14 protein-coding genes are annotated in these 16,557 nt (G+C 69.4%); 6 read left to right on the plus strand and 8 right to left on the minus strand.

Going from position 1 to position 16,557, the window contains the following annotated elements; translation table 11 throughout:
• The first annotated feature begins 35 nt into the window (after positions 1-35).
• Positions 36-1,778, plus strand: a complete 1,743-nt coding sequence (locus tag E7Y32_RS06180; protein WP_146336358.1) for a dihydroxyacetone kinase family protein — start codon at positions 36-38, stop codon at positions 1,776-1,778.
• Positions 1,775-2,257: an RpiB/LacA/LacB family sugar-phosphate isomerase gene (locus E7Y32_RS06185; RefSeq protein ID WP_315897990.1), complete on the plus strand. Its 483-nt coding sequence runs from the start codon at positions 1,775-1,777 to the stop codon at positions 2,255-2,257. Before E7Y32_RS06180 ends, E7Y32_RS06185 begins: the two co-directional genes overlap by 4 nt.
• Before the next feature lie 7 nt (positions 2,258-2,264).
• Here E7Y32_RS06185 and E7Y32_RS06190 read toward each other — a convergent pair whose 3' ends face one another.
• The 4 genes from E7Y32_RS06190 to E7Y32_RS06205 form a co-directional block, all read right to left on the minus strand.
• Entirely contained in the window at positions 2,265-3,362 is a 1,098-nt protein-coding gene (locus E7Y32_RS06190; protein ID WP_146338291.1) for a sulfite oxidase, read from the minus strand.
• 156 nt (positions 3,363-3,518) lie between these two features.
• Positions 3,519-4,373: an SDR family oxidoreductase gene (locus tag E7Y32_RS06195; RefSeq protein ID WP_146336359.1), complete on the minus strand. Its 855-nt coding sequence runs from the start codon at positions 4,371-4,373 to the stop codon at positions 3,519-3,521.
• A 3-nt stretch (positions 4,374-4,376) separates the two neighbouring features.
• Positions 4,377-5,381 (minus strand): aldo/keto reductase family protein, encoded by a 1,005-nt coding sequence (locus E7Y32_RS06200; RefSeq protein ID WP_146336360.1) that lies wholly within the window; start codon positions 5,379-5,381, stop codon positions 4,377-4,379.
• A 40-nt stretch (positions 5,382-5,421) separates the two neighbouring features.
• Entirely contained in the window at positions 5,422-5,979 is a 558-nt protein-coding gene (locus E7Y32_RS06205) for a hypothetical protein (protein ID WP_146336361.1), read from the minus strand.
• 174 nt (positions 5,980-6,153) lie between these two features.
• Here E7Y32_RS06205 and E7Y32_RS06210 point away from each other — a divergent pair, with 174 nt between their 5' ends.
• A complete protein-coding gene (locus E7Y32_RS06210) occupies positions 6,154-6,582 on the plus strand; it encodes a YchJ family protein (protein WP_146336362.1) in 429 nt (142 codons plus the stop codon).
• On the opposite strand, the gene E7Y32_RS06215 is transcribed toward E7Y32_RS06210, so the two are convergent.
• The 4 genes from E7Y32_RS06215 to E7Y32_RS06230 all read right to left on the minus strand — a co-directional run bounded on the left by E7Y32_RS06215 (position 6,579) and on the right by E7Y32_RS06230 (position 10,615).
• Positions 6,579-7,463 carry a TIGR04086 family membrane protein gene (locus E7Y32_RS06215; protein ID WP_146336363.1) on the minus strand — a complete coding sequence of 295 codons (885 nt, stop codon included), beginning with the start codon at positions 7,461-7,463 and terminating at the stop codon, positions 6,579-6,581. The two genes, E7Y32_RS06210 and E7Y32_RS06215, sit on opposite strands and share 4 nt — an antisense overlap.
• A 166-nt stretch (positions 7,464-7,629) precedes the next feature.
• Positions 7,630-9,630 (minus strand): acyl-CoA dehydrogenase family protein, encoded by a 2,001-nt coding sequence (locus E7Y32_RS06220; protein ID WP_146336364.1) that lies wholly within the window; start codon positions 9,628-9,630, stop codon positions 7,630-7,632.
• Between the two features lie 64 nt (positions 9,631-9,694).
• Complete coding sequence (locus E7Y32_RS06225; protein WP_146336365.1) at positions 9,695-10,009, minus strand: hypothetical protein; 315 nt, start codon at positions 10,007-10,009, stop codon at positions 9,695-9,697.
• Positions 10,010-10,225: 216 nt separating this feature from the next.
• Positions 10,226-10,615 (minus strand): PepSY domain-containing protein, encoded by a 390-nt coding sequence (locus E7Y32_RS06230; RefSeq protein WP_146336366.1) that lies wholly within the window; start codon positions 10,613-10,615, stop codon positions 10,226-10,228.
• Positions 10,616-10,767: 152 nt separating this feature from the next.
• Here E7Y32_RS06230 and E7Y32_RS06235 point away from each other — a divergent pair, with 152 nt between their 5' ends.
• The 3 genes from E7Y32_RS06235 to E7Y32_RS06245 are packed head-to-tail and all read left to right on the plus strand — an operon-like array spanning position 10,768 to position 16,510.
• On the plus strand, positions 10,768-12,216 hold the full coding sequence (locus tag E7Y32_RS06235) for a DUF3375 family protein (RefSeq protein WP_146336367.1): 1,449 nt from the start codon (positions 10,768-10,770) through the stop codon (positions 12,214-12,216).
• A gap of 2 nt (positions 12,217-12,218) precedes the next feature.
• Positions 12,219-13,034 (plus strand): DUF4194 domain-containing protein, encoded by an 816-nt coding sequence (locus E7Y32_RS06240; protein WP_146336368.1) that lies wholly within the window; start codon positions 12,219-12,221, stop codon positions 13,032-13,034.
• A complete protein-coding gene (locus E7Y32_RS06245; protein ID WP_146336369.1) occupies positions 13,031-16,510 on the plus strand; it encodes an ATP-binding protein in 3,480 nt (1,159 codons plus the stop codon). The genes E7Y32_RS06240 and E7Y32_RS06245 overlap by 4 nt, the downstream gene beginning before the upstream one ends.
• Positions 16,511-16,557 lie beyond the last annotated feature (47 nt).

Below are 16,557 nucleotides of genomic sequence, written 5' to 3' on the forward strand. Positions count from 1 at the left end.
CACAACAGACAACCGAGTGCAGCCGGGAGCCCGCCATGACCAAAATATTCAACGATCCGTCCGCTTTTGCCGAGGAAGCCCTCGCCGGCTTCTGCGATGTCCACGCGGACCTGGTCCGCCAGGTGCCGGGCGGCGCCGTCCGGCGACGCCGCTCCGACCACCCCAAGGTGGCTGTCCTGGCCGGGGGCGGCTCGGGCCACTACCCTGCCTTCGCCGGGCTGGTCGGGGCCGGGCTGGCCGACGGCGCCGTTGTAGGCAACATCTTCACCTCGCCGTCCGCACAGCAGGCCTACTCCGTGGCGAAAGCCGCAGAGAGCGGGGCCGGCGTGGTGTTCGCTTACGGCAACTACGCCGGGGACGTGATGAACTTCGGCCTGGCCAGCGAACGGCTGGCCGCCGAGGGGATCGCCGTGGAGAACGTCCTGGTCACGGACGACATCGCCAGCGCGCCGCCGTCGGAATCCGCCAAACGCCGCGGCATCGCCGGGGATTTCACCGTCTTCAAGATCATGGGGGCCGCCGCCGAAGCCGGCGCGAGCCTGGCCGACGTTGTCCGCCTGGGCCGGAAGGCCAACGACAGGACACGCAGCCTCGGCAGCGCCTTCAGCGGATGCACCTTCCCCGGCGCCGCCGCGCCGCTCTTCACCCTCGACGACAAGATGATGGGTCTTGGCCTGGGCATCCACGGCGAGCCCGGACTGTTCGACACCGAACTGCCGCCGGCGCGGGAACTGGGCCGGGAACTGGTGGCCCGCCTGCTGGCCGAAACGCCCCACGGCGCCGGGCAGCGGATCGCCGTGCTTCTGAACGGGCTCGGCTCCACAAAACAGGAAGAGCTGTTCGTGTTGTGGCTGACGGTCGCCCCGCTGCTCCGTGAAGCCGGCTATACCCTGGTGATGCCGGAGGTCGGCGAACTCGTCACGAGCCTGGACATGGCCGGGGTCTCGCTGACCGTCACCTGGCTCGACGACGAACTCGAAGCACTCTGGGCCGCTCCCGCGGAGTCGCCCGCGTACCGGCGGGGGAACGCCGCCCGCCCCGGCGGCGAGACGGACGAGCCGACGCCGGCCGAGGATTCGGCGGCCCCGGAAACCTTCGCGGCGTCCAACGCGTCCCGTGACTACGCGCGCCACTGCGTCGCCGCCTTGGCGGCGGCACGCGAGACACTACATGACGCCGAGGAATCCCTTGGCCACCTCGACGCCATAGCCGGCGACGGCGACCACGGGCGGGGCATGGTCCGCGGCATCGATGCGGCGTATGCCGCAGCCGCGGGCGCAGCGGCCCGCGGCGCTGGCGCCGGAGATGTCCTCCGTTCCGCCGGAGACGAGTGGGCGGACACCGCCGGCGGTACCTCCGGCGTACTCTGGGGCGCCGGGTTGAGGGCCTTCGGCGATTCCCTCGGCAACGACCAGGCGCCGGATACGGCCGCCCTTGTGGCAGCTCTGGCGTCCTTCGCCGCACGGATCACGGAGCTCGGCAAAGCCGACGTCGGCGACAAGACCATGGTGGACGCGCTCGCCCCGTTCGTCGCAACCTTCAACCGGCTTGCCGGCGAGGGAGCCGGTGCGGACGCGGGCTGGGCGGCCGCGGCGCGGGAAGCCACCGCCGCAGCGAAGGCCACAGCGGCGCTGCGCCCGCTGAAGGGTCGGGCGCGCCCCCTGGCAGAAAAGAGCGTGGGCACGCCCGATCCGGGGGCCACGTCGCTGGCGATGGTGTTTGCGGTGTTCGGCCAGCACCTCACTGCTGTGCGGCAGCCGGCAGGAGCACGCGCGTGAGCCCGGCGATCGGACTCCGGCTGATTGTGGGCGCGGACGAAGCCGGCGTCGACTACAAGGACCAGATCCTGGCGGACCTGAGGGCGGATCCGCGGATCGCGGAGATCATCGACATCGGGGTCAACCGCGGGGACGCCCCGGAACTGTTCACCAAGGCCTACCCGTATGTCGGCATCGCCGCGGGGGAGCTGATTCGGGACGGGCAAGCGGACCGGGCCATCCTGTTCTGCGGGACAGGGATCGGCGTCGCCATTGCGGCCAACAAGGTGGACGGCATCCGGGCCGCGACCGCCCATGACTCCTTCAGCGTGGAGCGCTCGGTGCTCTCCAACGACTGCCAGGTCCTCACCATGGGCCAGCGCGTGGTGGGGTTGGAGCTGGCACGGCGGCTGGCGCGGGAATGGGTCGGTTACACCTTCGATCCCTTGTCCGCCTCGGCGGACAAGGTCAAGGTGCTCACCGACTTTGAGGGGTGTTGAACCTGGCCTACTCCACCATCACCTTGATCCGCTGCACCACGTTGTTCCCCATGCCCTGGTAGTTCCACACCGGCTCGAGGGGCTGGGTGGCACCGCTGGCATCAGTGGCCCGGCAGGACAGCTCGTGCTGACCAGGATCCGCCACCCACGGCATCGACCAGGCCGACCACGCGAAGGGCGCCGCGGGGTGCTCCAGCTGAGCCGGGGACCATTGCCCATCGATTCCCACCTCCACCCGGACGACCGCGCCGTGGCCGGACCAGGCCCGCCCGGTCAGCATCACGGGCCCGGGCGGCAGGAACCGTTGCCGGGTGAAGAAATCCGGAACTCCCGGCGGAACCATCAGTGAGCGGACCTTGATCCACGTGACCGGAGTGCCGGCGTCGTCCGCGTCCTGCTGGTAGCGGTAGGCGACGGACTGCTGGAAACCGTCGAAGGGCTTGTCCAGCACCTTGATCGAGGCGAGCCACTTGACGCTGGCCATGCCGTACCAGCCAGGGACCACCAGCCGCAGCGGGTAGCCGTGCTGCGGCGGCAGAGCGGCGCCGTTCATCTCGTACGCCAGCACGACGTCGGGCCGTAGCGCCTCGCTGACCGGCAGGCTTCGCGCGTACTGCTGGCGCACTCCGCCCTGGATGCCGGCGTCGGCCCCGGTGAAGGCGACCTCGACGGCGTCCTCATCCACTCCGGCCTGGGTCAGCAGGTAGGCCAGGGGCACCCCCCTCCAGACGGCGGTGCCGACGCCCTCCATCATCCAGGGCTGGCTCAGCGGCCGCGGCTTCAGCAGCGACCGGCCGTTGCCGGCGCATTCCAGGGTGACCGGGACGCTGATGCTCGGCGCCCGGTGCAGGGCCCGAAGGTTCAGTTCCAGCGACCGCTGCACGGCACCGCCGATCCGCAGGTGCCACCCTTCCCCGTCGATGGCCGGGATGTCGAAGTGGTCCAGCAGGTAGTGCAGCCCGGGCGGTGTCACGTCGTTGCGGAGGGCCTCGAGCGGCATCGAATGGTTCCGGACCGCGAGCTGCAACTCCTCGGCCGTGAGGGGTCCGTGGCTCGGTTCGCCGGGGTGCGCTGCCAGCTGCTGCGTCTGCCGGCGCCGGGCCATAACAGGAGAGGTGTGCTTGGACAATTGCTTGGGCATGGGACTGCGATTCTGTTCCGGACCAGCCCGGTTATGGACCGGTGTCACCGTCTTCAGGTCTACGCCGCGGCCCGGAAGCCGTCAATACCGTCCCTGCGCCCCCGCCCCGCGGCGGCCCGGCTACAGGGTGCGCGCCTCGGCGAGGAAATCGGCCAGCCCCAGCGGTTCGCGCCCGGTCAGTTCGTGGACGGACGACGTCGGCCCCGCCAGTTCACCGGCGGCAATGGCGGTGTAGGTGCTGACCCAGGCGTCCACCTGCCAGGGTGGTGCCCCGTAGGGTTCCCGGGAGGCGTACGCCTCGTCCAGAGTCTCGTTGTGGTAGCTGATGGTGCGTCCGGTGCCGGCGGTCAGCAACTCCGCGGCGGTCGCCAGTGAGAGGTTTTCCGGCCCGGTCAGGTCGTAGCTCCGGCCCACGTGCAGCGCGGGATCGCGCAGCACCGTCAGGGCGGAGCGCGCAATGTCCGCGCGGGCAACGGCCGCCATCAGGCCTTCCCCGGCCGGGCCGCGGATCACCCCGTCCTCGCCGGCCAGCAGCGGCAGGAAGTCCAGATAGAAGTTGTCCCGCAGGATCGTGTAATCCATACCGGACGCCTTGATCCGTTCCTCGGTGGCGTAGTGGTCCCGGCCCAGCGTGAAGGTGCAGTCGGGGGCGGCCCCGAAGAACGAGGTGTACACGATGTGCTGCACGCCGGCCTCCGCCGCCGCGTCGACGAAGGCGTAGTGCTGGTGCAGGCGGTCCTCGGCCTCGGCGGCGGAGACCATAAACAGGGTCTTCACCCCGGCCAGGGCCGCCCTGGACTGGGCCGGGTCCGCGTAGCTGGCGACGACCGGCGCGGCGCCCTCAAGGTCGGGGGCGCGGGAGGTGTCGCGGACCAGCAGCCGTTGGGGGCTTCCCGCCGCCGCGAGCAACCGGGCCACCTGCCCGCCGAGCTGGCCGGTGGCCCCGGTGACGGCGAGGTCCGGAAGCGTCCCCACGGCTCAGGCCTCGCGCGACGCGGGCGACTTGGTCTGGGCCGGGTCGCGCTCGGCGAGGGATCCGACGGCGGCGTCGATCTTGTCCATGATGGCCGGGTCCAGTTTCACGCCGGCCGCGGCCACGTTTCCGGCAATCTGTTCCGGGCGGGAGGCGCCCATGATCGCCGAGGCCACGTTCTTGTTCTGCAGCACCCAGGCGATGCTCAGCTGCGCCATGGTCAGCCCGGCCTCCTCGGCGATCGGCTTGAGCTGCTGGACCCCGGTGAGGACCTCGTCGGACATCCAGCGCTCGATCATCCGGGCGCCGCCCTTGGCATCCGTGGCACGGCTGCCCTCGGGAGCAGGCTTACCCGGGTGGTACTTGCCGCTGAGCACACCCTGGGCCATGGGGGACCAGACAATCTGGGACAGGCCGAGCTCCTCGGAAGTCGGGACCACTTCGGCCTCGATCACGCGCCACAGCATGGAGTACTGCGGCTGGTTGGAGATCAGCTGGAAACCAAGGTCCTTGGCGAGGGCGTGGCCGGCGCGGATCTGGCTGGCGGTCCACTCGCTCACACCGATGTACAGCGCCTTGCCCTGCCGGACGATGTCGGCGAAGGCCTGCATGGTCTCTTCCAGCGGCGTCTCGTAGTCGTAGCGGTGCGCCTGGTAGAGGTCCACGTAATCGGTCTGCAGGCGGGTCAGCGAGCCGTTGATGGATTCCATGATGTGCTTGCGGGAGAGCCCAAGGTCGTTGTGGCCCTTGGGGCCGGTGGGGCCGAAGACTTTGGTGAAGATTTCCAGCGATTCGCGCCGCTCGTCCTTCAGGGCCTCGCCGAGGACTTTCTCCGCCGCCGTGTTGGCGTAGACATCCGCCGTGTCGAAGGTGCTGATCCCGGCGTCGAGCGCTGCCCGCACGCATTGGGTGGCGACGTCGTTCGCTACCTGTGACCCGTGCGTGAGCCAATTGCCGAAGGTGATTTCCGAAATCTTGAAACCGCTGTGACCGAGGTATCTGAATTCCATGGGTTCCAACGTAGCCCAGATGGTCGCCGGGGGTAAGGGCTCAGCTGGCCTTGCGCTGCTGGTCCTGGCGCTGGGCAGGCTGCGGCCGCTGGTGCTTGAGGGCGGTAAGCGATCCGGTGTCCAGCACCGGGCTCGCTGCCGGCAGCGGGGGCTTCGTGAAGGCCCGCGGCGTAGCGGTGAGGACGCCGTTAAGGTCCGTCGCGGACTCGATCAGCGGTCCGACTTCCTTGATCTCGCGCACCGGAGCCTGGGGGCTGGGCAGTTCGCGGACCGAAACCTTGACCTCCGGCGCGGCTTCCGCCCGGGCCCGGGCGCTCGCACGGGCATCGGCGCGGGCGACGGCGGCGGCCCACTCGGGGGACAGTTGCGGTTCCTTGCGGGCCGGAGTTGGGGTGCGTGCAGGTTTTGGGGACGCCGGCTGGGGAGTGGCCCGCCGGGCGCGCAACAGGGCGGCAATGCCCGTGGCGAGCAGCCGTCCGAGTCCGGCCAGCAGCAGGGTGACCACAAAGGCGAGGAAGACGCCGAGGAACATAACCAGGCCCACCCCGAGGGTGCCGAAGAACGTCAGGTTCATGGCGATCGTCGTCGGGTCTTCCACTTCGCCTCTCCTCTTCCAGCCTGCAGCGAGGTCCGTGCCGTCATGGTCGCGCCGGGCTACGGCCCCTGTTAACCATACGGACAATCTCCAACTGACACGCGGGCAAAGCGGCCGGTCAGGCAGGATGTGTCCAAGCCGATACCTTTGGCTGGCGTCTATAGTCGGAAGCAGCCCATGCCGGAGGTCTCCGGCCAGCTGGAAGGACCCCTTTTGACGTCACACCAGGGACATTGCCCATGCCTGTCCGGCGAGCAGTACGAAGCCTGCTGCGGCCGGTACCACCGCGGTGAAGCGGCGGCACCGACCGCGGAGCAGCTGATGCGCTCCCGCTACAGCGCCTTTGTGGTGCTCGACGCCGATTACCTGCTGCGCACCTGGCATCCGGACACCCGGCCCGCCGTCCTGGAGCCCGATCCGGCCATGCAGTGGCGGCGCCTGGACATTGTCTCCACAAGCCGCGGCGGCCCACTGGATACGGAAGGCACCGTCGAGTTCAAGGCCTATTTCCGGCACGACGGCGAACCCGGCGTCCACCACGAAACCAGCCGGTTCCGGCGCGAGGACCGCCGCTGGTACTACGTCGATGCGCTTACGCTCGCTTAGCGCTCTTCGACGGTCTCCACCGGAGTGAAGCCCGCGCGGTCCACCTTGCGGTGGAAGCGCATGCCGGCCAGGCCGCCGAGCACGGCGCCGATCAGGGCAACCACCGCGACGACGACCGCGGCGACAATGCTGGTGGTGGTGAGGTCGCCCTCGTTGACGGGGATGCGGGGGAAGCTGTTCAGGTTGGCCAGAACGTTGTACTGCTGGCCGGCGGTCAGGGCCAGGACGGCCACGATGATCGCCGCGATCAGTGCCCAGATCCACACCATCAGGCCCTGCCGGGCGCCGTTGAAGCGGGCCATCCGGCCGGCCACATAGCCGCCGCAGTAGTAGGACACGAACAGGATCACGAGCAGCGTGATGATGCCTGCGATCCCGACGCTTTGATTGCGCGAGGCTTGGTTGACGGCGTCGTTGACGTTCGTGTTGGTGGCGAGGCCGACGGCGGTGCCGGCGGTGGCGACCAGCGCGGTCAGCAGCACGGCCATGCCGGTGGCGGCGAGCCAGCCGAAGAACGCGGACCCAATCTTGATGCCCCCGAACTGCTCCTTCTCGCGGGCCACCACCGTCTCGCGGGTGGGCACCTCTTCCACAACCACGTCGTGATGGCGGTCGTGGTCGTCGCGGGTCCCGTGGATCACCCGGTTGTCACGGTTGGCTGCGGCGCCCGCGGTGGAAACGGCGGCGGCGCCGGCCAGGGGTGCAGCGGGGAAGGCGCGGGTGTCGTTGGCACGGTCGGCGCGGTCCTCGGCCACAACGGGACCTTCCGGGGTCACGCCGTCCTGGCGTGCGTCGTGGATTCGGGCGTCCCGGTCCGGGGTTCCGTTTTCCTCGCGTGCGCGGCGGGGGGTGCGGTCTTCGGGGCCTGCTGTGCTGCTCATGATGGCTGCTCGCTTTCATTGATTGACCCGAACTCAGTGTTTGAGCCGGGCACGGCAATGCTTCGACCGTCATCAGGTCTTGGCACCACCTAACCACGGCACCGCATCAATAGCAAGGATGCTTACTATCTAGCCGGCGGCGCTGCAGCGCAGGCATCGGCGCACGTCAGCGGTACTTTCGGTGCAGGTTCTCCTTCACCGAGGCGCGCGGGCCGGCGTCCGCAATCCACGGCCCGGTCCCCTCGGACTGGTCCAGCACGCCAGCCTCGAGCCACTCATAGTCGCCGGCGAGCACCGCGCGCGTAAGGGCGCGGTCGCCGTCGTCGGTGTTGCGCCAGAGCTGGTCGAAATACTCCTCGATCCGGACCCGGGCCTGCTCGCAGTAGGCGTCGGCGAGTTCATAGGCGGAGGCGCCCCGTTCCGGGGAGGTCCGCAGCAGCATTTCCGCCCGCGAGCAGCACGCCGCCATCGCGAACAGCTCCGCGCCGATGTCCACGATCCGGCCCAGGAAGGCCTGCTTGTGCTCCAGCTTCGCCTGCCAGCGGCCCATGCCGTAGAAGGTCTGCCGTGCCAGCCGCCGCGATGCCCGTTCCACAAAGCGCAGGTGCCTCGCGAGCCGGCCGAAATCGCCGTAGGAGCGCGGATCCATGCCGGTGCCGGCCACCAGCTTCGGCAGCCACCGCGCGTAAAAGCCGGAAGCGCCGACGGCGGCCTTCGCCTTCTCGGACAGGCTGGCGTCCTCCGAGGCGAGGGCTCCGGCCGCGGCCAGGTGGGCGTCCACGGCCTCGCGTGCGATCAGGAGCCGCATGATTTCCGAGGAGCCCTCGAAGATCCGGTTGATCCGCAGGTCCCGCAGCTGCTGCTCGGCCGGGACCGCGCGCTCCCCGCGGGCCGCGAGCGAGTCGGCCGTTTCAAAGCCGCGCCCGCCGCGGATCTGCACCAGTTCATCGGCGATCCGGCAGCTGATCTCAGTGGACCAGAGCTTCGCGAGGGCCGCCTCGATCCGCACGTCCTTTTGCCCGGCGTCGGCCAGCTCGGCGGAGAGCTCGAACACGGCGTCCAGGGCGAAGGCGCTCGCGGCAATGAAAGCGATCTTCTTGCCCACCGCCTCGTGCTGGCCCACCGGGCGGCCCCACTGGGTGCGGGCGTTGGACCATTCGCGGGCGATCTTCAGGCTCCAGCGGCCGGACGCCACGCAGAGCGCGGGAATGGAGAGCCGGCCGGTGTTCAGCGTGGTGAGCGCGATTTTCAGGCCCTGGCCCTCGCGGCCCAGCCGGTTGGCGGCCGGCACCCGGACCTGGTGGAAGCGGGTGACGCCGTTTTCGATGCCACGCAGGCCCATAAAGGCGTTGCGGTTCTCCACCGTGATGCCGGGGGAGTCCATCTCCACCACAAAGGCGCTGATGCCGCCCTTGTGTTCGGTGCCGTCCATGCCGGTGTGCGCGGGGACCAGCGCCATCACCACCACAAGTTCGGCGATCACGCCGTTGGTAGTCCACAGCTTCACGCCGTCCAGCACGTACGACTGCCCGTCCTCCGACGGTACGGCGGTGCTGCCCATCCGGGCCGGGTCGCTGCCGACGTCGGGCTCGGTGAGCAGGAATGCGGTCACGGCGCCGGCAGCGCAGCGCGGCAGGTACTCCCGCTTCTGCTCGGGCGTGCCGAACACCTTCACCGGCTCTGGAACGCCGATCGACTGGTGCGCGGAGAGCAGCGCCCCGAGGCTGGGGTGCACCGAGCCCAGCAGGGCCAGGGCGCGGCCGTAGTACACCAGCGACAGGCCGAGGCCGCCGTAGTCGCGGGGGATCTTCATGCCGAAGACGCCGAGGCCGGCCAGCCCGGAGAGGTATTCGTCGGGGATCCTGGCGTCGCGCTCGATCCGGCGCCCGGACATGGTGCGGCAGTATGCGGTCAGGCGCTCCATAAACGCTTCGCCGCGTTCGACGTCGTCCGCGGGCGCCTGCGGCCAGGGGTGGATGAGGCTGAGGTCGAAGCTGCCCAGGTACAGGCCCTTGGCGAAGCTGGGCCGGTCCCAGCTAGTGTCGCGGGCGGCCTCGGCGATGGCCCGGGCGTCGGCCGCGGTGGCCTCGGGCCCGATCTTCTGCGCGGCCACCGGCACCTCGGTGGCGGGATCTTCGGTGGCGGGGTTATCGACGGCGGAGCTCACGGGGCATCTCCTCTAACCGGGTTGGCCGGCTCGAGCCCTGGATCCGCCGCGGGTGGTGGACCCTTCAGCTGTCCCGCAATACTACCCGCGGGTAGGTGCCGGTACTAGGGGAGGGCTGCCCTATTAGCTCGCCGGGGAAATCGCCCGGGAGCTCAACGCTGCCCGCGTGGTGGACCAGCCGGTCCCAGGCGTGGTTGATGCCGTGGATCGCGCCGAGCAGGAGGCTCACCGCCATGAACCAGGCCAGCCGGCCGACGCCCAGCAGGACCAGCGCTGCGAACGCCGCCGTCATGATGAAAAACGTCAGAAGGAGGGCGAAAAGCAGGGTCCCAAAGAACACCATGGTGGCGGTTTCCACCGCGCTGAGATCGAACTGCATTCTTCCTCCTGCACCGTCGCTTCGGCTGAATCAGTAGCCCGAGCGTAGGGTGCCGGAAGGGGGCCCAGCCAGAGTCGCGGGGCGCGTCGGAGGGTCTTGATACGGGATCGAAATGCTACCCGGGCGTAGGTCACGGCGAGGTCGCGGAAACCTCACCAGCAACAGGGGTAACAGAGGCGCCGGCGTTGGCGGCGCCCTCGGTGGACCCGGGACGCGTCAGTCGTCCAGCTCGGGCGCGCCCTGCGCCAGGACGTTAAAGTCCGAGCCGAGCTGGACCTCCACCGTCCGTCCGTCGTCGAGGCGGACCTTCACCTCGTACGCGGTGCTGCCGTCGTTTTCCCGCTCCACTTCCGTGACGCTGCCCTGCCCGACCCTGGCCAGTGCCGCGCTCGCGGCCTGGTCCCGGTCCGCGCCGGTGAGGGGCGCCAGACCGGCGTCGTCCGCGTCGGAATCGTGCGAGTCGTCGTCCGGCTGCGGCGCGATGCTCACGCCCGGTACCGGGTTGCCCGGGCCCAGCAGGCCGTCCGCCGCGACGGCCACCGTGGCGCCGCCCAGGACCACCGCCGTCGTCGCCGCTCCTATGATCCATGCAGTCTTGGTCCGCATGACGGTCTCCTCCCACGTGGTACTCCCAGTGTGCTCCCGCGGCGCCGCAGGTTCAACGGTTTTTCGCCGGCCCCTGCGTTAACCTAGGAACTGGCAGTTTTTTCTTTGATCCGCTGCCCGACCCCACACCCCGGCAGCGATTGGAGAACTGCGTGTCCCGTTCCGCCGTGTCCTCCGCCGATGCCATCAGTGCCCGGCTCCGGGACCTCGAACTGCTCACCAAGGGGCCCGCGTGGGCGCTGACCCGCTCGGCGCCGTGGGTGATCGCCGTGCTGCAGGCCTCCTTCACCCGCACCCGGCCGCAGCTTCCGCTGGAACAGTTCCACGCCGACGTCGACGCCTTCCTTGAGCAGCTCCGCCGCCAGGACCCGGGGCTGGGTGGTACCGCCAACGGCAAGGGTTTTGGCGACGAGTGGACCCGCAAGAACTTCCTGACCAGGCGCAACCAGTCCGGCCAGATCGTCTACGAGGTCACCGAGCCCGCGGCCCGCGTCCTGGCCTTCCTGGACAGCCTCTCCAGCGAACGCTCCACGCTGAACGGTTCCCGCCTCGGCACCCTGCTGGGCGACGTCGAAAAGCTCGCCAATGAGACCAACCCGGACCAGAGCGCCCGGCTGGAGTCCCTCGAGGAGGAGATCGGCGAACGCCGCCAGCTGATCGAGGAGATCAGTTCCGGCGAGTTCGACGGGCTGCTCGACGACGAGGAAGCCGTAGAGGCGGCAGGGAACATCCTGGATCTCGCCGCGAGCCTGCCTGCGGACTACAAGAAGATGCGTGACCGGATCGAGGAGCTGGTGGGCGAGCTGCGCAACCAGATCATCGAGGAGTCACTGAGCAAGGGCGCCACCATGGCGCAGGTGCTGGAGGCGGACAAGCGGCTTCGGCAAAGCCCTGAAGGCAGGACCTTCCGGTCCTTCACCGCGTTCCTGGAGGACCCGCAGCAGCAGCTCCGCTTCCGTTCCGCGATCGGGGAGGTGCTCAGCCGGCAGTTCGCCGACGAGCTCAGCCAGGACGAACGCGAGACACTGAAGAACCTGGTGGCGGAGCTCAGGACCCAGCACAGCCAGATTCAGCGGATTTACGGCAAGCTCAGCGAAAGCCTCAACACCTACGTCCAGAGCGACGACTACCGTCAGTCCGTTCGGCTCCGCAAGGTGTTGCGCGAGGCCGAGCAGGCGATTCGCTCGCTGCCCTACGAACGGGAACGGCCCGGCCTGGTCCGCGGCCCGGTGCTCTTCAATGCCGGCTTCGAGTCCCTGGCCATGGTGAAGCTCTTCGATCCCGACGAGTTCGCCGCGCCGCCGAAGCTGGCGGACCCGATCGCGTTCAGCGACTCGGACCGGGTGCGATCGCCGCGGACCGGCAAGGCCAGCCCCGAGGCCATCCGCGCCGCCGCAGCCGGGGCGTCCACCCTCGCCGAGGCCTGGGAACAGCTCCCGGAGGACGAACGCCACATCAACTCCATCCGCGCCCTGCTCTCGCACGCGCTGCACCAGGGCGCCGGCTTCGACCGGGACGCCTGGGAACCGCTGGACTTCGAACAGATCGACGGCTCCACGCGCACCGCGTACCTGCCCGTCGTCACGCTCAAGAAGGATTGACAATGACCGAAGAGACCACGACGGCGGCAGCGGACCCGGAGCACGTCCACGCTGCCCCCTTCACCGTCACCCCCCGCGACACCTTCGTCGACGGCGCCGCCCTCTTCCCGGGCGACACAGGCGTGCTCCCAATGAAGGTCCGCCAGGCCCTCGTTAAGCTCCTGAAGGGGCCGTACATCGACGGCGGCCGGGACGAAAAACTCTGGACCACCCTGCTGGACAACCAGCTGATCCTGCGCAGCCGCCTCTCCGAGCTCTTCCTGACGCTGCAGCTGGACCACGACCGCAAGGTGGCCGTGCTGCGCCCGGTGGATCCCGAAGCGATCGGCGGCAGCACCCGCTCCAGCATCCTGCGCCAGCAGCGGGCCCTGAGCCGGGTGGAAACCATCGTGCTGCTGCGCCTGCGCCTGCTCCTGGACCGCCACGTCACCGCCCAGACGGACCCCACGATCACGCGCGAAGAGATCGCCGACCTCGTCGCCCACTACCAGCCCGCAGGCCAGCAGGACGCCCTCCGCGATTCCGACGTCGTTACCCGCGCCATCACCAAACTCCTGGCCCGCCAGCTCCTCCTCACCACCGGCCTGGACGAGGTCTACACCATCTCCAACGCCCTCCCGCTGGCCCTGCCCTTCGAAAACATCGGCGACATCCCGGCCCAAATCGAAGCCCTGATCGCCGCCTCCACCGACCCCTCCGGCACCGAACCCCTCCTCGACCTCGACGGCGAGACGGCAGCCCCGGGTGAAGAAGACTCGGACGACGACGGCGATGCCGCGATAGGCGACCACACTGAAGCAACCGAGGAACAGAAATGAGCATCGCAACCATGCTCCCGCTGGGCGAGCTCACCAACCCCGGCCAGATGCGCCTCGCCCTCGTCCAGGTCGTCAACTGGGGCACCTTCCATGGCGCCCACACAATGCACGTGGACCGCAACGGCACCCTGCTGACCGGCAATTCCGGTGTCGGCAAGTCCACGCTGTTCGACGCAATGCTGCGGGTCTTCGACGCCCGGCCGCGGTCCAACGAGGCGGCCGCCCAGCGCGCCGGCGGCGCGGTGGAGGACAAACGGACCACGTTCACGTACATGCGCGGCAAGGTGGGGGACAAGGCCGTTGGCGAGGGCTCGGCCAGTGCCTTCCAGCGGCCCGGGGCGACCTGGTCCGCCGTCGCGCTGACCTTCGACAACGCCGCCGGCACCCGCGTCACCATTTCCGCGCTCTTTGACCTGCCCAAGAACGGCACCGAGTCGAGCGTCGGCCGGTACTACCTGATCGACAACAAGCCGCTGGACCTGGCCGCGGTCGAGGGCATCGCGGAGAAGCGCTTCACCAAGTCGGCGCTGGACGCGATCTTCCCGGACGCCCAGGTCTTCGACGTGCACAAGGCCTTCGCGGAACGGTTCCGGCGCCTGCTCGGCATCAACTCGGACCAGGCCCTGCCGCTGTTGCGCGTCATCCAGGCCGGCAAGGGCCTGGGCGGCAGCGTCAACACGTTCTTCCGCGACCAGGTCCTGGACGCGCCCGCGACGCTGGCCGCCGCGGACGACGTCGTCGAGGAATTCAGCAACCTGATGTCCATCCGGCAGCGGCTCGAGGACGTCCGGCAGCAACGCGACCAGCTGGCACCGGTTCCGGGACTGAACAAGGAGTACGCCCAGTCCCTGCTCGACGCGAACCGGCTCCGGGACCTCGCCGGCGAAGAATTCGAGGCCTACAAGCAGCGGCTGGCCGTCACGGTGCACGAGAAGACGCTGGAGCGCTTCAAGGCGCTGGCCCAGGCCAAAGCCAAGGAGCTCGGCGCCGAACGCGGCGTCCGGGATTCCCTCGCCAAGGAGCTCCGCCAGCTTGAGGCGGACTACAACAACCAGGGCGGCAACGCGATCTCCGCGATCGAGCAGTCGCTGGACAACGCCCGGGTGGGCCTCAAGCTCCGCCAGCAGGTCGAGGAATCCGCACGGAAGGCCCTGACTGACGCCGGCCTGGAGCTCGAGTGGACCGCCGCCGGCTGGGAGCAGGCGCACGAGCACGCCGCCGCCCGCTCGGCCGAGCTGAAGGACGACTCGGAAGCGCTCAAGGAACTGCGCTTCGAGGCGTTCGACGGCCACGCCACCAGGAAACGCGAGCTCGCCGCGGCCCAGCAGGAACTCGTCTCGCTCAAGACGCGCAAGTCGCTGCTGCCGCCGTCGAGCATCGAAAACCGCAGCGCCATCGCGGCGGCCACCGGCGTCCCGGAGGAGCAGATGCCGTTCGGCGGCGAGCTGATCGACCTCGCCGAGGGGCAGGACCAGTGGCGGCCTGCCGCCGAGCGTGCGCTGCGCAGCCTCGCCACCACGCTGCTGGTCCCCGGCGAGCACTTCGCCGCCGTCACCCGCTACCTGAACGACCACCCCGTCCGCGGTGCGCTCCGCGCCGTGGACGTCTCCAAGCCGCTCGCCGGCGGTGCCCTGGCCGTGGAGGACGCTGCCGACGGGGACCTGCTGACCAAGCTCGACATCCTCACCGCCGGTCCCGCCGCCGAGGCGGGCGAGTGGATCCGCGAGAGGATCGCCCTGGACTTCGCCTACCCCTGCGTCGAGGACCCGGACGAGCTGGCCCGGCTGGACAAGGGCCTGAGCCTGGGCGGCGTGGTCAAGCGCAACCGCCACACCGTGGAAAAGGACGACCGCTTCACCTCACGGCAGGACTACGTCCTGGGCTTCGACAACGCCGCCAAACTTGAACTCGTCGCCGCGCAGGTGGAGGACCTCCAGCAGGAACTCGCCAAGGCCGCCGAACTGGCGCAGAGCCGGGAAGAGTCGCACCAGGGCATGACGCGCCAGCTCGAGGCCCTGCGCCGGGTGGCCGAGGACCACCGGCCCTGGGAGCAGGTCTCGGCCGCGGTGGCCGCGGACGAGCTCGCACGGATCGAACAGCGGCTCAAGGACGCCCTCGCCGCGCAGGCGGACCTGGAACCGCTGCGCGCCAACATCGAGGCTGCCCGGCACAAGCACCAGTCCAGCACCGAAGCCGCCGCTGTGCTCCAGAGCGAGTACAAGGCCCTCGACTCGCAGCTGACCACGGCGGACTCGCTGCTCGACGCCGCGCGGACGCGGCTGGAGCAGGCGCCGCCGTCGGAGGCCACCGCCGTCGCGCTGGAACCGTACTTCGCGGACTTCGGCGAGGTGCTGGAGATGCACGAGCTGGACAACCTCGCCAACCAGGTCCGGACCCGGCTGCTGGCCGAACTGCACACGGCCGAATCCCGCGGGCAGGCCACCTCGGAGCGGCTCACCCGGATCTTCGAGGGGTTCGTCCGCGAATGGGGCACGGCCATCTCGGCCGACCACGGCACCTCGATCGGCGCCGCGGGCGAGTTCGAAGCCCGCTACCACGCGATTGTCAGCGACGGGCTGCCCGCGCAGGAGGCCGAGTTCCGGCAGTTCTTCAACCAGCGCACGCACGAATCCTTCTCCACCCTGCTGCACCTGCTGGACGAGGAACGCCGCTCCATCACCAGCCGGATCCTGCCGCTGAACGGGATCCTCTCCGAGGTGAACTTCCACGAAGGCAGCTTCCTGGAACTGGACATCAAGCAGACCCTGCCCGCCACGGCCAAACAGTTCAAGGACGCCATCCAGAACGCGCTCAAGGTCCGGCACACCCGGCCCGGGAAGGCCGCCGCGTCGTCGTCCGGAACCGGAGCGGAACAGGACGACGACGCCGAGCTCACCAACCGCTACAAATCGCTCGAAACGCTCGTGAAGCGCCTCGGCTCGCAGACGCCCGAGGACCGGCGCTGGCGGGCCGAGGTGCTGGACGTCCGCGGCCACCTGTTCATCCAGTGCAAGGAGCACCGCGAGGTGCAGGCGCCGGCGTCCAAGGCAGCGAAGCGCGGCGGCAAACGGACCGAGGTGTTTATGCACGCGGACACCGGCTCGATGTCCGGCGGCGAGCGGCAGCGCTTCACCGCCTTCATCATGGCCGCGGCGCTGAGCTACCAGCTGGGCATCGCCGAGCAGGGCTTCACCACCTACGGGACGGTCATGATGGACGAGGCCTTTGTGCTGGCCTCGGAGGAATTCGCGGGTGCCGGCATCAAGGCCCTGCACGAATTCGGCTTCCAGTTGCTCCTGGCCGCGCCGGAAAACGTGATCGACCTGTCGAGGCACCTCGGCTCGGTCACCGAGATCCTGCGGGACAAGCGCACCAACCGCTCCGGCGTCCTCACGGCCCCGGTGATCGCCCCGGGCGCCGGCTCCGGCGGGAGCTGGCGGTCCGAGGCGAACCCGGTGGACATCGTCCTGCGCTGACGTCTGCGTTGCTGGTCCGCGCTACTGTCCCCGGCTGTTTACCCTGC

It is taken from the genome of Arthrobacter sp. UKPF54-2, assembly GCF_007858535.1.
Classification (GTDB): domain Bacteria; phylum Actinomycetota; class Actinomycetes; order Actinomycetales; family Micrococcaceae; genus Arthrobacter.

Bases quoted from the DNA above. Each gene is read 5' to 3' on its own strand.
- E7Y32_RS06215 (WP_146336363.1), bottom strand. From the start codon at position 7,463: ATGAGCAGCACAGCAGGCCCCGAAGACCGCACCCCCCGCCGCGCACGC.
- E7Y32_RS06200 (WP_146336360.1), bottom strand. From the start codon at position 5,381: ATGGAATTCAGATACCTCGGTCACAGCGGTTTCAAGATTTCGGAAATC.
- E7Y32_RS06210 (WP_146336362.1), top strand. From the start codon at position 6,154: ATGCCGGAGGTCTCCGGCCAGCTGGAAGGACCCCTTTTGACGTCACAC.
- E7Y32_RS06230 (WP_146336366.1), bottom strand. From the start codon at position 10,615: ATGCGGACCAAGACTGCATGGATCATAGGAGCGGCGACGACGGCGGTG.
- E7Y32_RS06225 (WP_146336365.1), bottom strand. From the start codon at position 10,009: ATGCAGTTCGATCTCAGCGCGGTGGAAACCGCCACCATGGTGTTCTTT.
- E7Y32_RS06190 (WP_146338291.1), bottom strand. From the start codon at position 3,362: ATGGCCCGGCGCCGGCAGACGCAGCAGCTGGCAGCGCACCCCGGCGAA.
- E7Y32_RS06240 (WP_146336368.1), top strand. From the start codon at position 12,219: ATGACCGAAGAGACCACGACGGCGGCAGCGGACCCGGAGCACGTCCAC.
- E7Y32_RS06245 (WP_146336369.1), top strand. From the start codon at position 13,031: ATGAGCATCGCAACCATGCTCCCGCTGGGCGAGCTCACCAACCCCGGC.
- E7Y32_RS06180 (WP_146336358.1), top strand. From the start codon at position 36: ATGACCAAAATATTCAACGATCCGTCCGCTTTTGCCGAGGAAGCCCTC.